This is a genomic window from Vibrio sp. 10N.222.52.C12, from assembly GCF_041474215.1.
In the GTDB taxonomy this organism is placed as follows: Bacteria; Pseudomonadota; Gammaproteobacteria; order Enterobacterales; family Vibrionaceae; genus Vibrio; species Vibrio crassostreae_C.
In genome coordinates, this window is record NZ_JBFRTR010000080.1 from 48,929 (window position 1) to 63,743 (window position 14,815).

General features: G+C 44.7%; 13 protein-coding genes. 12 read left to right on the forward strand and 1 reads right to left on the reverse strand.

The window, feature by feature from the left end:
• The first annotated feature begins 171 nt into the window (after positions 1–171).
• The gene (locus AB4623_RS15430) at positions 172–1,755 is read left to right on the forward strand and encodes an ABC-F family ATPase (protein ID WP_009846736.1); all 1,584 of its coding nucleotides are present in this window, start codon (positions 172–174) and stop codon (positions 1,753–1,755) included.
• 222 nt (positions 1,756–1,977) lie between these two features.
• On the opposite strand, the gene AB4623_RS15435 is transcribed toward AB4623_RS15430, so the two are convergent.
• Entirely contained in the window at positions 1,978–2,799 is an 822-nt protein-coding gene (locus AB4623_RS15435) for a formate dehydrogenase accessory sulfurtransferase FdhD (RefSeq protein WP_017068189.1), read from the reverse strand.
• A 397-nt stretch (positions 2,800–3,196) separates the two neighbouring features.
• Here AB4623_RS15435 and AB4623_RS15440 point away from each other — a divergent pair, with 397 nt between their 5' ends.
• The 11 genes from AB4623_RS15440 to cobB all read left to right on the forward strand — a co-directional run bounded on the left by AB4623_RS15440 (position 3,197) and on the right by cobB (position 14,786).
• Positions 3,197–3,658 carry a DUF3305 domain-containing protein gene (locus AB4623_RS15440; RefSeq protein ID WP_102428857.1) on the forward strand — a complete coding sequence of 154 codons (462 nt, stop codon included), beginning with the start codon at positions 3,197–3,199 and terminating at the stop codon, positions 3,656–3,658.
• Complete coding sequence (locus tag AB4623_RS15445) at positions 3,648–4,331, forward strand: DUF3306 domain-containing protein (RefSeq protein ID WP_372146806.1); 684 nt, start codon at positions 3,648–3,650, stop codon at positions 4,329–4,331. The genes AB4623_RS15440 and AB4623_RS15445 overlap by 11 nt, the downstream gene beginning before the upstream one ends.
• Before the next feature lie 299 nt (positions 4,332–4,630).
• Positions 4,631–6,298 (forward strand): 4Fe-4S dicluster domain-containing protein, encoded by a 1,668-nt coding sequence (locus tag AB4623_RS15450; RefSeq protein WP_372146807.1) that lies wholly within the window; start codon positions 4,631–4,633, stop codon positions 6,296–6,298.
• A 9-nt stretch (positions 6,299–6,307) separates the two neighbouring features.
• Positions 6,308–6,946 (forward strand): molecular chaperone, encoded by a 639-nt coding sequence (locus tag AB4623_RS15455; protein ID WP_017059621.1) that lies wholly within the window; start codon positions 6,308–6,310, stop codon positions 6,944–6,946.
• A gap of 78 nt (positions 6,947–7,024) precedes the next feature.
• On the forward strand, positions 7,025–7,225 hold the full coding sequence (locus AB4623_RS15460) for a twin-arginine translocation signal domain-containing protein (protein WP_008217926.1): 201 nt from the start codon (positions 7,025–7,027) through the stop codon (positions 7,223–7,225).
• A 10-nt stretch (positions 7,226–7,235) separates the two neighbouring features.
• Positions 7,236–10,091, forward strand: a complete 2,856-nt coding sequence (locus AB4623_RS15465) for a formate dehydrogenase subunit alpha (protein WP_017063869.1) — start codon at positions 7,236–7,238, stop codon at positions 10,089–10,091.
• A gap of 11 nt (positions 10,092–10,102) precedes the next feature.
• Entirely contained in the window at positions 10,103–10,711 is a 609-nt protein-coding gene (fdh3B, locus tag AB4623_RS15470) for a formate dehydrogenase FDH3 subunit beta (RefSeq protein WP_004733723.1), read from the forward strand.
• Positions 10,712–10,724: 13 nt separating this feature from the next.
• Positions 10,725–11,798 carry a formate dehydrogenase subunit gamma gene (locus AB4623_RS15475; protein WP_102333340.1) on the forward strand — a complete coding sequence of 358 codons (1,074 nt, stop codon included), beginning with the start codon at positions 10,725–10,727 and terminating at the stop codon, positions 11,796–11,798.
• A complete protein-coding gene (locus AB4623_RS15480; RefSeq protein ID WP_017059624.1) occupies positions 11,782–12,198 on the forward strand; it encodes a hypothetical protein in 417 nt (138 codons plus the stop codon). Before AB4623_RS15475 ends, AB4623_RS15480 begins: the two co-directional genes overlap by 17 nt.
• A gap of 376 nt (positions 12,199–12,574) precedes the next feature.
• Positions 12,575–13,795 carry an ammonium transporter gene (locus tag AB4623_RS15485; protein WP_372146809.1) on the forward strand — a complete coding sequence of 407 codons (1,221 nt, stop codon included), beginning with the start codon at positions 12,575–12,577 and terminating at the stop codon, positions 13,793–13,795.
• Between the two features lie 256 nt (positions 13,796–14,051).
• Positions 14,052–14,786 (forward strand): Sir2 family NAD+-dependent deacetylase, encoded by a 735-nt coding sequence (gene cobB / locus AB4623_RS15490; RefSeq protein ID WP_017063867.1) that lies wholly within the window; start codon positions 14,052–14,054, stop codon positions 14,784–14,786.
• Positions 14,787–14,815 lie beyond the last annotated feature (29 nt).

Here is a 14,815-nt window from a genome sequence, read left to right on the forward strand (position 1 = left end):
AAATCGACGGTTTTACGGCGATAAATAGAAAACCAAAAATGTGAGTCAGTTCAAACTATGATTTGGCTAGGTTATCACTCACTTAATGGCCAGTAATTGCAATCAATACTTGCAGTTAAAGCCCTGAACAAGTAACGTTGCGGCGTTTTTCACATTAAAAAGGTAATGGCATTGATCTCCACAGCAAATATCACCCAACAATTCGGCGCTAAGCCACTTTTCGAAAATATTTCAGTTAAGTTCGGCGAAGGCAACCGCTACGGTTTAATCGGCGCGAATGGCTGTGGTAAATCGACGTTCATGAAGATCCTATCTGGTGAACTTGAGCCAAGTGCTGGTAACGTAAGCTACGATCCAAACGAGCGCGTTGCTAAGCTAAACCAAGACCAGTTTGCTTACGAAGAATTCACGGTAATCGACACGGTTATCATGGGTCACAAAGAGCTTTGGGCTATTAAGCAAGAGCGTGACCGCATTTACTCTTTGCCAGAAATGAGCGAAGAAGACGGCATGAAAGTGGCTGACCTTGAAGTTCAGTTCGCTGAAATGGACGGCTACATGGCAGAAGCTAAAGCTGGTGAGCTTCTTCTAGCGGTAGGTATTGAAGAATCAATGCACTTCGGTCTGATGAGCGAAGTAGCACCGGGTTGGAAACTTCGTGTTCTATTGTCTCAAGTACTGTTTGCAGACCCGCATATCATGCTTCTTGACGAACCAACGAACAACCTGGACATGGACACCATCAAGTGGTTGGAAGATACGCTAAACCAACGTAACTGCACAATGATCATCATTTCGCACGACCGTCACTTCCTAAACTCTGTTTGTACACACATGGCTGACCTTGATTACGGCGAACTTCGTCTATTCCCAGGTAACTACGATGAGTACATGACGGCTGCGACTCAAGCTCGTGAGCGTCTACTGTCTGACAACGCTAAGAAGAAAGCACAAATTGCTGAACTTCAAACGTTCGTATCTCGTTTCTCTGCTAACGCATCTAAAGCGAAGCAAGCAACGTCACGTGCTAAGCAGATCGATAAGATCCAACTAGACGAAGTTAAAGCGTCTAGCCGTCAAAACCCATTCATCCGTTTCGAACAGTCTAAAGAGCTATTCCGTAACGCACTTGTGGTTGAAAACCTATCTCAAGGTTTTGAAGAAGACCTATACAACAAGTTCGACGGTATTTTCGAAGTAGGTGAGCGTGTTGCTATCATCGGTGAGAACGGTGTGGGTAAAACAACACTACTTAACACACTAGCTGGCGCTCTTGAGCCTCGCACAGGTGAGTACAAGTGGTCTGAAAACTCAAACATCGGTTACTACGCTCAAGATCACGCACACGATTTCGAGACAGACATGAACTTGTTTGATTGGATGAGCCAATGGCGCCAAGAAGGCGAAGACGAGCAAGTTGTTCGTGGCTTCCTAGGTCGTATGCTATTTGGTCAAGACGACATTAAGAAATCTGTAAAGGTTATCTCTGGTGGTGAGCAAGGTCGTATGCTTCTTGGTAAGATCATGATGCATAAACCAAACATCCTGCTAATGGATGAGCCAACAAACCACATGGATATGGAATCTATCGAAGCGCTTAACTTGGCTCTTGAGAACTACAAAGGCACATTGTTCTTCGTATCTCACGACCGTGTATTCGTAGACTCGCTTGCAACTCGTATCCTTGAAATCAAAGATGGCAAGATCAACGATTTCCGCGGTACTTACGCTGAGTTCTTGAAAGCACGCGGCTAAGCTTTAAGTTAGCCTTAGTTTTCAACTCTATGCGTTGGAAATTAAGCTATAAATTGAAAATTAAAAACGCCGTCATACTAAAAAGCATGACGGCGTTTTTGTATCTAGTTAAGTTTCTATGTATTTATCCTTGATGGGTCACTAACTATTTACATCAGAACTTTACAATTAGAAGCGGTTAGTGAATCACCAATCAAACCTACGCTTTTTTCCGACTGCTGATTATTCACCTTTCACATCAAAGTCAATCTTGTCTGCACCCGTGAACACTTGGAAGCGTAAACCTTTAGCGCGAGCAATCGTAGTGATGCCGAACTTCTGCGCTAAATCTAAGCCCATTTGTGTAACGCCAGAGCGTGACAGTAGAACAGGGATTCCCATCTGCGCAACCTTAATCACCATCTCAGACGTTAAACGGCCTGTGGTGTAGAAGATCTTATCTTCACCTGTCTCTTTGTTAAGCCACATCTCACCAGCCAATGTATCAACGGCATTGTGTCGGCCAACATCTTCAACAAACGATAGAACCTTGTCGTCTTTGCAAACAGCACAGCCATGAACCGCACCCGCTTTCTTGTAGGTGTCGTTATAATGAGTCAGCGCTTCTAGAGCCGTATAGATTTCAGATTGCTTAATCTTGGTTTGAGGCACTTGGTAATCTTCCAATTGCTTCATCACGTTGCCATACATGGTACCTTGGCCACAGCCAGAGGTAACTGTCTTCTTCTTAAGCGCTTGCTCAAGTTGGCTCGTATCTTCTTTGGTGATAACCGCTGCTGAGCTGGTTTCCCAGTCGATGATGATTGATTCAACGGCTTCTGGATCAGAAAGGAAGCTTTGGTTTTTCAAATAACCCAAGACTAATGCTTCCGGGCGTGAACCCAATGTCATTAGAGTTACGATCTCTTTCCAGTTCAACATAACGGTAAGAGGGCGCTCGCACGCAATTTGTTTCGTTAGCTTTTCGCCATATTCATCAAACACTTCAACTTCGATGGTCTGAAGTGGGTTTTCACTGGTTTTTATTATGTTTGGTTTTACCACAGTCACGTCCTACTTAATGAGATAGCGATTATAAGGGATAAGAAGTTAGGCAAGAGTCATCATACGACTCTTTAGAATACATGCGTTCTCTGTCACTTAGTCAGTCTTAGCTTTAACTCAAGCATTTAGCAATTCTCATTCCAAAATAGCGGCTATTCGAGAAAACATGAAGCATTCGATTAAAATAGCGCAAAATATGAGAGTTCACCGAGACTAACTATCTCAAACCAGCGCGATCGACTAACGTTATAGGGGTAACTTTACGACAAACGCACTAAAGACGGAGCAGGACTTAAAATGTATTGGCGTGTTTATTGCTTTGTAGAGGGTATATGATTATGCGAAGTACAAAATGTCCTACGTACGATCAGAATAAAGAAAATCAATTGGGTGCAGTATGTCTGAGATAAAAGAATTCCAAGAACACTACGAAAAAACAGAATCAGCTTGGCCAATAGGTGTCCAAAGAATAGAGAAAGAGATCAAAACTGGCATTTGGGTAACAACTCAATGGGAACTCATCGGTTTTGAATTATCACCTGAACATGAAACCCCAGACGTATGTTCGCTTCAGTTGCACAAAGACGAGCGTACAGACTATCGTTTCAACCTAAGCTCTCAGCAACCTAAGCTATTCTTAGTTATGGATAATGTTGACTCCGGTAAACCTATTATTCAATTACTGACAGCATCACAAACAGTCGCAGGCCAATACATGGACGGAGATAACCAAGTATTGTCTTACGACATGCCATTGCCTGTACAAGCTTGGATGGAAGCATTCATCGGTCGTCATGGCGAGTTATTAGAAGCAAGACGTAAGAAACGTAAAGGCGCGGGTCGATCAAATGGCAACTAACTTTTTTAGCCGTTGGTCTCAACGAAAGCTTGATGAATCAACCGAGCAACCTTTAGAAGCGCAACAAACGCTTGAGGAAACTGAGCTTACTTCCACTGAGGCTTCGTCTGCTGCTTCATCTATAGACGCAGAAACATCGGAGTCACTAGAACGTGGAACTTTGGAAAAAGAGTCTCCAGAACACGCTGTCGATTCTCAAACTATTGACTCTCAGGAGATAGCATCAGAAACGACTGAAGACTTGTGTGTTGCTCAATTATTGGTGTCAGAAGCTTCAGAAAGTGTAAAAAAAGCCGCATTACGTAAGTTATTTCTCTCAGAAGAGTTTAACGTACGTGATGGCTTAGACGATTACGATGACGATTACAGTAATTTGAAGTCTCTTTCTGAAGGGGTTGCGGAAACCTTGCGTGATTGGGTTAAAGACAAAACGGAAGAAGAAACTGCGCCAGAAGAAGAGCAAATCATTGATAATAAAGACGAAGGTGAAGTTTTAGAAAATTCTGAAAGCGATCTTGAGGTATCTGATAATAAACTTGAAACGTCAGAAAGTGCCGAAATAACCGAACAAGAAAAAGAACTGTATAAAAATACAGTATCGGATAATAACGCTACAATGTCAGACGAAGCAGACCTGAAAGAGGTGGGACAAAATATACCACACAAAGAATAGGTACATTTTGACTAAACACTCAATGAACCGCTTGCGACAAAATGTCCCAAGCGGTTTTTTTATACGCACAATAAACGTTATATAGGATTAAATCACTGAAATATAAGGCATATTAAATTGGCATGGCATTTGCAAAATAACGTTCATTATCAACTTTTTTGTAGATAGACGAGTTCACGGTCTGACGAACGACACACTGGCTAAAGGGTTAGTTGTTAACGGATTACTCAGCAAGTTCTCTCTCGCTTACTACAATAAAGGTTGAACAGATTATCCATGTCCAAAGATGGAACTGAGCAATGCTTAAACAATTATTAGAACAAGCAAATTCAAATAACGCTAAAGCAAGACTGTATGCATTTGAAAATACAGTTGAGTTAACAAATCTGATTCCACCTACTGTTAGCTACGAAAGCGGCGGTAATACACTTGTTATTGGTCCAACTGCGATCATTGAAAGTGCTGCGGCTCAATTACCTCAGTTAACAAGCCTAACACTGCTTTCGACAGATGGTGTGAAGGCAACGAATACTGAGTCAGAGCTTTACTACGCAAATGCTGTTCAGGTTTCAGGGTTCCTTGGTACGTTCGAAGTTCTAATCGAAAACAAAGGCCTAACCAATAACCTTGCAAAAGTAGCAATCAATCATGACTGTTTTGATGTGGTTTTGGACTTATGTCTGAATAGCTGCATGACTGAAGAAGTACCTGTTCCTGGTTATTACCCAGTAGGTCGTGGTTATCCAAAACTGGCTGAAGCGTTAGAAGAAATTCCTACGTTAATGGGCACGTTTGATAAGCCTAAGTTCTTCCGTTTGGACACAGACCTATGTGCACACAGTTCTCGTGGTGTTAAAGGTTGTGAGCGTTGTGTTGATGCTTGTCCTGCTGGTGCACTTTCAAGTGAAGGCTCAGATAAGACGGGTCATAAGATCGAGATTAACCCTTACCTATGTCAAGGCGTGGGTACGTGTGCAACGAGCTGTCCGACAGAAGCTATCTCTTACGCATTACCTAACCCTGACGATACTCAAAAATTCATTGAACGTACGCTAGCTAACTACGAGCAAGCGGGTGGTCTGGATCCAATCGTACTTATCTGTAGCTCACGTCATGAGACTTACAACGTGATGGCTCTTAAAGCGCTACCAGATAACGTGATTCCAATTGTCGTAGAAGAACTGCCATCTATTGGTATCGATACTTGGTTTACAGCTTTAGTTAATGGCGCAACTCAGGTTCTGTTTGCCGCATCTCGCTTTATGCCAGAAACGATCATTCGTGTTCTGAATAACGAAGTAGGGATTGCTCAAGAACTACTAGATCAAATCGGTATTCCAAAAGAAACCATCGATATTCTGTACTTAGAATCTCTACGTGAATGTCCTCCAACACTTTGTGTGGATTCATTCGACCTTGCACTTGGCGATCTTCAAGGCAACAAGCGCCAACGTCTATTTACAGCACTTGATGCGATGTCTTCAGCTCGTATTCCTGTTGAAAATATTGTTGAGCTTCCGTCAAACGCACCTTACGGCAACGTTTCGTGTGATAGCAAAGATTGTACGTTATGTATGAGCTGTGTGGCTGTGTGTCCGACACGTGCACTTCATACCGACGGGGCTTCTCCATCACTTAAATTTGTAGAACAAGACTGTATTCAATGTGGCTTGTGTGAAAAGGCATGTCCTGAAAATGTTCTGACTCTTACGCCTCGTATGAACTGGGTAAAAGAAGAACGTCAAAAAGCAGTTGTGATTCATGAAGAGAAAGCTGCGGAATGTGTACGTTGCCATAAACCATTCGCACCTCAGTCTATGATTGACATGTTACAGAACAAGTTACGCGGTCACTCTCACTTTTCAGATGAAGCAGCGATTAATCGTATTGCTATGTGTGAAGACTGCCGTGTGGTGGATATGTTCGATTCAATGGCTCAAGACCCATTGAAACAATTGAAATACTAGGAGTTAGCCTTGGAAACGAATTTGGATCAGGCACAAGAACAGACACTAAGAACTGAGATCTATTTGGTTCTATCCGCACTGTTTCGCAGCGCACCTTCTGAAGAGGTGATCGACTTTCTAAAAACACTCGATATTGAAGCGTCTGAAAGCGCAATGCAAAAGGCTTGGATTGCCATTCAACAAGCGGCAACAGAATCAAACCGTGAAGCTCTTGAAGACGAATATCAAGATTTGTTCATCGGTATTGGGCGTGGAGAAGTCGTTCCATTTGGTTCTTGGCATCGCACTGGCGCCATGATGGAAAAACCATTGGCAGAGATTCGTCATGACTTAGAGCTTTTAGGCATTGAGCGTGACGATCAAGTGAAAGAGCCGGAAGATCATATCGCAGCACTGTGTGAAGTGATGGCGATGCTAACGGCTGAAGAAGAAGCACTGCAACAGGCGGTATTCAATAAGCACCTTGGCCCTTGGTTTAACTCTTTCACGCGTCAGCTTGAAGGGGCAGAAAGCGCGAACTTCTACAAATCGGCCGCTCAACTGTGTGAAGCATTCTTAACGTTAGAACAAGTGCGTTTTAGCGTGAATACAAAAAGCAGTAAGCACAAATTAAAGATTGATGTGAAAAACGTCACTGATTACGAGTAATCGAGCAGTACGCGATTATATCGATAGAGGGGCATTAAGCCTCCAAAAAAAGATCTACCGTAAGGTAAGGAAGCAATGATGAAAGATAATAAAGATATAAATACAAGCCGTAGGGATCTACTCAAAGGCTTGACGACTGCAGCCGTTGCTGGTGCCGTTGTCGCTGGTACAACTAAAGTGGCAACCGCTTCAGAAACTGTTGAAATTTCGAAAGAAGACGTGAAGAAGACAGGGTATCGTGAGACGCAACACATTCGCGATTACTACGACACACTTTAGGAGATAACGGATGAAACTTGTCAAACGCTCCGATAGTGTGAGCAAAGAAACCAATCAGCTAGGTGTGTCTCGACGTGCCTTCATGAAAAACACTTCATTAGCTGCTGGTGGCGCAGTGGTAGGCGCAAGTCTATTTGCACCAGGTATGATGAAGAAAGCACAGGCTAAATCAGTCGATCCAGAAGCGAAAACAGAAGTGAAACGTACTATCTGTTCTCACTGTTCTGTGGGTTGTGGTATCTACGCTGAAGTTCAAAATGGCGTATGGACAGGTCAAGAGCCTGCATTCGATCACCCATTCAACGCTGGTGGACACTGTGCGAAAGGTGCAGCACTTCGTGAACACGGCCACGGTGAACGTCGTCTTAAGTACCCAATGAAATTGGAAGGCGGTAAGTGGAAGAAGCTTTCTTGGGAACAAGCGATTGAAGAGATCGGCAACAAAGCGCTAGAACTTCGTAAAGAGTCAGGCCCTGATTCGGTTTACTTCCTAGGTAGTGCGAAACACAGTAACGAGCAAGCTTACGCATTCCGTAAGATGGCTTCGCTTTGGGGCACCAACAACGTTGACCACCAAGCACGTATTTGTCACTCAACCACAGTAGCCGGTGTTGCGAACACTTGGGGTTACGGTGCAATGACAAACTCGTTCAATGACATGCACAACTGTAAATCGATGCTGTTCATTGGTTCAAACCCAGCGGAAGCTCACCCAGTAGCGATGCAACACATCTTGATCGCGAAAGAGAAGAACAACTGTAAGATCGTTGTTGCGGATCCTCGTCGTACGCGTACTGCTGCGAAATCAGATCACTACGTTTCTCTTCGTCCAGGTTCTGACGTTGCGTTTATCTGGGGTGTGTTATGGCACGTCTTTGCAAACCAATGGGAAGACAAAGAGTTCATTAAACAACGTGTATTCGGCATGGACGAGATCCGTGAAGAAGTCGCGAAGTGGAACCCAGCAGAAGTTGAACGCGTAACTGGTGTTAGTGAAAAAGACGTATACCACACCGCGAAACTACTTTCTGAAAACCGTCCGGGTTGTATCGTTTGGTGTATGGGTGGTACTCAGCACACGACTGGTAACAACAACACACGCGCTTACTGTGTACTTGAGCTTGCGCTAGGTAACATCGGTAAATCAGGCGGCGGTGCAAACATCTTCCGTGGTCACGATAACGTACAGGGCGCAACTGACCTTGGCGTACTGTCAGACACACTTCCAGGCTACTACGGCTTGTCTGAAGGTTCTTGGCGTCACTGGTCAAAAGTTTGGGATATCGACTTTGACTGGGTGAAAGGCCGTTTCGACGACAACGCATACGGCGGTCAAAAACCAATGAACAGTGCAGGTATTCCTGTATCTCGTTGGGTTGATGGCGTACTTGAAGACAAAGACAAGATTCGCCAACGCGAAAACATCCGTGCCATGTTCTACTGGGGTCACGCGGTGAACTCTCAGACTCGTGGTCCAGAGATGAAAAAAGCGATGCAGAAGCTGGATATGATGGTTATTGTTGACCCATACCCAACGGTTGCAGCGGTAATGAATGATCGTACCGACGGCGTTTACCTGCTACCAGCAACGACTCAGTTTGAAACCTACGGCAGTGTAACGGCGTCAAACCGTTCTCTACAGTGGCGTGACAAGGTTGTTGATCCTCTATTCGAATCTAAACCTGACCACGAAATCATGTACCTGCTTTCTAAGAAGCTTGGTTTCTCTGATCAGCTGTTCAAAAACATCCGTGTTGAGAACAACCAACCACTGATTGAAGATATTACACGTGAATTCAACAAAGGTATGTGGACAATCGGCTACACAGGCCAAAGCCCTGAGCGTTTGAAAGAACACCAACAGAATTGGCACACATTCCACAAAACGTCTCTAGAAGCAGAAGGCGGTCCAGCAAATGGCGAGACTTACGGTCTACCTTGGCCATGTTGGGGCACACCAGAGATGAAACATCCGGGTACACACATCCTTTACGATACGTCTAAGACGGTTGCTGAAGGTGGTGGTAACTTCCGTACTCGTTTTGGTGTTGAGTTTGAAGGTCAAAGCCTACTGGCAGAAGACAGCTACTCGAAAGGCTGTGAGATCAAAGACGGCTACCCAGAGTTCAGTGACAAACTACTGAAACAACTGGGTTGGTGGGATGATCTAACTGCAGAAGAGAAAGCGGCTGCTGAAGGCAAAAACTGGAAGACTGACGTTTCAGGTGGTATCCAACGTGTGGCAATTAAACACGGCTGTATCCCATTTGGTAATGCGAAAGCACGTGCGATTGTTTGGACATTCCCAGACCGTGTACCACTGCACCGTGAGCCACTTTACACGCCACGTCGCGACCTAGTTGCTGATTACCCAACGTGGGACGACAAAGAAGCTATCTTCCGTGTTCCTACGCTTTACAAGTCGATTCAAGAGCAAGACAAATCTGGCGAATACCCGATTATCCTGACCTCTGGTCGTTTGGTTGAGTACGAAGGTGGTGGTGAAGAAACCCGTTCTAACCCTTGGCTAGCAGAACTACAGCAAGAGATGTTTGTTGAAGTGAACCCGAAAGATGCAAACGACATCGGCTTTAAAGACGGTGACGATGTTTGGGTTGAGGGTGCAGAGAAGGGCCGTATTAAGGTGAAAGCGATGGTTACACGTCGTGTGAAACCGGGTCTGGCATTCATCCCATTCCACTTCGGTGGTAAGTTCCAAGGCGAAGATTTGCGTTCTAAATACCCAGAAGGCACTGATCCTTACGTTATTGGTGAAGCTGCTAACACAGCAACCACATACGGTTACGACCCTGTCACGTTAATGCAGGAAACGAAAGTAACCCTTTGTAATATTCGTAAAGCGTAAGGAGTCTTAAAATGGCTAGAATGAAATTTCTTTGTGACACCAAGCGTTGTATCGAATGTAACGGTTGTGTCACTGCATGTAAGAATGAAAATGATGATGCTCTGGAATGGGGTATTCAACGTCGTCGCGTTGTGACACTGAACGATGGCGAACCAGGTGAAAACTCTATCTCAGTAGCGTGTATGCACTGTACTGATGCCCCTTGTATGGCAGTTTGCCCGGCAGACTGTTTTGAACATACGGAAGACGGCATCGTACTTCACAATAAAGATCTGTGTATCGGTTGTGGTTACTGCTTGTTTGCTTGTCCGTTTGGCGCACCTCAATTTCCTAAACAGGAAGCCTTTGGTGAGCGCGGTAAAATGGACAAATGTACCTTCTGTGCTGGCGGCCCAGAAACAGAGCCAGGTTCTGTGGAAGAACGTCAGAAGTACGGTGCGAACCGTATTGCTGAAGGCAAGCTACCAATGTGTGCTTCTTTATGTTCGACCAAAGCACTGCTAGCGGGTGATGCAGAGAAAGTCTCTGATGTATTCCGCCAGCGTGTTGTTGAACGTGGTGCGAAGGGTGCAGGCTGGACAGACGGCAATGACCTTTCTTACGATGCGATGAAGAGCTAGTTAGGAGAGACATATGCTTACAATGTTTAAGCGTCTCTTCCTTGTTGTGCTGCCAATGTTGGCAGCACTAACAATGCTGTCTCCTTTGAGTCATGCATCTGAGACGAACTCATCACAAACTCAATCGAGCTCTGCTGAAAGAGAAATCACACAACTTGCTGGCGCTGATTTTTGGCGACAAGTAAGAAACGGTGAAGAAGGTTACACCACATCTCAATCGGCTGAGCACGGTGTGTTGATCAGTACCCCAGGTCAAGCGTGGTACATATTGAAAGAGAAGTGGATGTCACCAGCCGGTGCTGTCGCTATCTTTGGCAGTATTGCTTTCGTTACTCTAATGTACGTTGTGATTGGCCCATTAATGCTGAGTGCGCCAAGAACAGGCCGTAAGATCAAACGTTGGTCTCGACTAGACCGTGCCTTGCACTGGAGTATGGCCTTTACCTTCTTAACACTGGCGTTCAGTGGTTTGATGTTGGTTTACGGTAAGCACTTCTTGAAGCCGTACATTCCAACAGACCTTTGGGGCTTCATCGTTCTATTGGCGAAGCAATACCACAACTACATCGGCCCGATTTTCTATGTGCTGTTGATGGCTGTTCTCATCAAGTGGTGGCGCAAGTCTATTTTCAAGATGGTCGATGTACAGTGGTTCATGAAACTGGGTGGTATGGTCGGGAAACATAAAGGTTCTCATCCATCTGCAGAGTTTTCGAACGCGGGTGAAAAAGCACTGTTCTGGCTATTGATTGTTATGGGTAGTGTGGCTGCGATCAGTGGCTTGGTTTTAGACTTCCCAATCTTCGGTCAAACCCGTCGAGATATGGAGCTCTCAAACCTAGTCCACATGTTGGCTGCTTTGATCCTTATCTGTGGTTTCGTGTTCCACATCTACATCGGCTTGTTCGGTATGGAAGGGGCACTAGAAGGCATGGTAACAGGCGAAGTTGATGAGACTTGGGCTAAAGAGCACCATGATCTTTGGTACAAAGAAGTGATGGAACAAGAGAAAAACGGCGTTGAACAAAGCGCTAACGCAGCAACAGAGAAAACGGAAGGGGTGAATAAGAATGAACAAACCTCATAAAGGTATTTGGGTCGCTTACATACTAAGCTGCTTTACGCCATTTACTTGTCTTCTCTCTGGTGTGGTTGCCATCATCTACGCGGGCTATCGTTTAGATAAAGGCGAAGATGGTGAAGTAGTGGATACCCATTACTACGGCTTGATTCGCTCGTTCTTCTTGAACTTGACGTTCTTTGTTGTACTTATCGTGACAGTAGCGACCTCTAATGGCGTGTTGATCGGTGTGAACGATTACTGGTATCAAAATCATATTATCGATGACATCGCTTACTACATACCGTATGTAGGCATGTTGTTCGGTGGTGTTGCGATTGTGGTTTGGTTTATTCGTATGTATCAAGGTATGCAGCGTTTAAGTCAAAACCTACCGCAAAACCCGACAACAGGTCCAAACTTGTAGTCGAGTATCGGCTCACTAGATAGCGAATTATCTAGCACAATAGTCCTTTTGAAAGCCCAATGATTTCGGTCATTGGGCTTTTTGTTTCTAATCAGCAACGAAACTTAATGAAGCATAGTATTGACCGCTTCAATATGGTGCAACTCCCTTAATTGGTGCAATTCTTGTTTCCATTTTCACGCTCATTAAGAACCAAGAAAGTGCACCGATAAATTTATTATCAATTAATCAGTAAGTTAAAAGCAAAAACTGTTGCACGAAAATTACACCACACACTTGGAACGCATCTTGCGTTCACTGTTGAGTCTTTAATTAATTACAACATTGAATCGCACGATATCAGTGCAAATCAAATAAAGCGAAGGAGAATGCTTTAATGAGTGAAACGGTGACTCAAGTTCATAGTGCAGTACAAACCCTTACCCAAAGTTCAGATACTTTATTCCTATTACTCGGCGCCATCATGGTTTTCTTGATGCACGCTGGCTTTGCATTTCTAGAAGTCGGTACCGTTCGAAAGAAGAACCAAGTCAACGCGCTGGTTAAGATCCTTTCCGACTTTGGTGTCTCCGCCATTGCTTACTTCTTTATCGGTTACTGGGTTGCTTACGGTGCACACTTTTTTGCAGACGCAGAAACACTTTCGCAAGGCAACGGATATGAACTGGTTAAGTTCTTCTTCCTAATGACATTCGCAGCGGCAATTCCTGCGATTGTTTCTGGTGGTATCGCAGAGCGTGCTCGTTTCTATCCAATTTTGATTGCGACACTGTTTACGGTTGGTTTCATCTATCCATTTTTTGAAGGCATCATTTGGAACGGCAACTTTGGATTCCAAGATTGGCTAGAAGGTCAGTTTGGTTACGTGTTCCATGACTTCGCAGGCTCGGTAGTGGTTCACGGCGTAGGTGGTTGGATTGCTTTGGTTGCGGTTTACTTCTTAGGTATGCGTAAAGGTCGCATCCGTGCAGGCAAACACACCAACTTCGCACCATCGAATATCCCATTCTTAGCACTAGGCTCTTGGATCTTATGTGTCGGTTGGTTCGGCTTTAACGTAATGTCAGCTCAAGTAATCAATGGTATCAGCGGCTTAGTGGCGATGAACTCACTCATGGCAATGGTTGGCGGTATTCTTGCGGCTCTAATTGCGGGTAAAAATGACCCGGGCTTCATCCACAATGGTCCTTTGGCTGGTCTCGTCGCTATTTGTGCAGGTTCAGACTTAATGCACCCATTAGGCGCGTTAGTGACTGGCGGCGTGGCAGGCGCATTGTTTGTTTACCTGTTCACGTACATGCAAAACAAAACACAGATTGATGATGTATTAGGTGTATGGCCTCTACACGGCATATGTGGCGCTTGGGGTGGCATTGCAGCGGGTATCTTCGGCTCGCAAACATTCTGGGGGCTAGGGGGCGTGAGCTTTGCTTCTCAAGTTGTCGGTACACTAGCGGGCATTGCTGTGGCTTTGATTGGCGCAATGATTGTTTATGGTGTGTTGAGCAAACTAACAGGCCTACGCTTAAGTGAAGAAGACGAATTCAACGGCGCGGATCTTTCAATCCATAAGATCTCTTCTATCAACGAAGACTAACGTTGTTCACTTGGTGGGGTAAAGCACATCAAGTAGACAACTGTTGAACAGAACTAAGCGGCTTCGGTCGCTTTTTTGTTTCTATGGATAGCAAAACAGAGAATTTGAGTAACAACAACCACAACTATCAAGCGAGTTATGTCACAAATAGCCAATGAATTCAGTTGCCTAAGACTATGGTCTAATCCCCAAAACTATTGTTGGAATTTGAACAGTGCTAAGCTGTTACAAAGTGACATATCTAAAAGGACGTTATATGCATTTCCCATATCGAAATATCGTAATTCTTACTGGCGCTGGCATCTCTGCAGAGTCGGGGATACAAACATTCCGAGCACAAGACGGGCTATGGGAAAACCACAAAATCGAAGATGTAGCGACGCCTGAAGGGTTCGCAAAAGATCCTGACTTGGTACAAGCCTTCTATAACAAGCGTCGTCACGGCCTGCAAAGTGAGAGCATTCAGCCCAATTCAGCCCACAAGGCGCTAGGAGAGCTCGAAGACAAGCTTGATGGCAAAGTTACCATCATTACTCAAAACATCGACAATTTGCACGAGAGAGGCGGTAGCAACAACATTATTCACATGCATGGTGAACTTTTAAAAGCGCGTTGCAGTGAATCCAATCAAGTTGTAGAGCACAAAGGCGATATTGAAACGGGTGAACTTTGTCATTGCTGCCAAATCCCTGCACAAATGCGTCCACATATTGTTTGGTTTGGCGAAATGCCACTAAGAATGGGCGACATTTATTCCGCACTGGAAGAAGCGGATCTGTTTATCTCTATCGGAACTTCAGGTGTTGTTTATCCAGCGGCAGGCTTTGTTCACGATGCGAAAATGCATGGTGCACATACTATCGAGATAAACCTCGAACCAAGTGCGGTTGAAAGTGAATTTGAAGAGAAGCGCTACGGCAAGGCGAGTATCGAGGTGCCTAAACTGGTTGGCGAGTTATTATGTACAGAGAAAGGTTCTTTAACGGCCTAAGCCTTGTCTTTAATAACACACATCAGTTT

Coding starts and splice junctions, on each gene's coding strand:
- AB4623_RS15440 (WP_102428857.1), top strand. CDS start 3,197: ATGTCTGAGATAAAAGAATTCCAAGAACACTACGAAAAAACAGAATCA.
- AB4623_RS15445 (WP_372146806.1), top strand. CDS start 3,648: ATGGCAACTAACTTTTTTAGCCGTTGGTCTCAACGAAAGCTTGATGAA.
- AB4623_RS15450 (WP_372146807.1), top strand. CDS start 4,631: ATGCTTAAACAATTATTAGAACAAGCAAATTCAAATAACGCTAAAGCA.
- AB4623_RS15460 (WP_008217926.1), top strand. CDS start 7,025: ATGAAAGATAATAAAGATATAAATACAAGCCGTAGGGATCTACTCAAA.
- AB4623_RS15465 (WP_017063869.1), top strand. CDS start 7,236: ATGAAACTTGTCAAACGCTCCGATAGTGTGAGCAAAGAAACCAATCAG.
- fdh3B (WP_004733723.1), top strand. CDS start 10,103: ATGGCTAGAATGAAATTTCTTTGTGACACCAAGCGTTGTATCGAATGT.
- AB4623_RS15475 (WP_102333340.1), top strand. CDS start 10,725: ATGCTTACAATGTTTAAGCGTCTCTTCCTTGTTGTGCTGCCAATGTTG.
- AB4623_RS15480 (WP_017059624.1), top strand. CDS start 11,782: ATGAACAAACCTCATAAAGGTATTTGGGTCGCTTACATACTAAGCTGC.
- AB4623_RS15485 (WP_372146809.1), top strand. CDS start 12,575: ATGAGTGAAACGGTGACTCAAGTTCATAGTGCAGTACAAACCCTTACC.
- cobB (WP_017063867.1), top strand. CDS start 14,052: ATGCATTTCCCATATCGAAATATCGTAATTCTTACTGGCGCTGGCATC.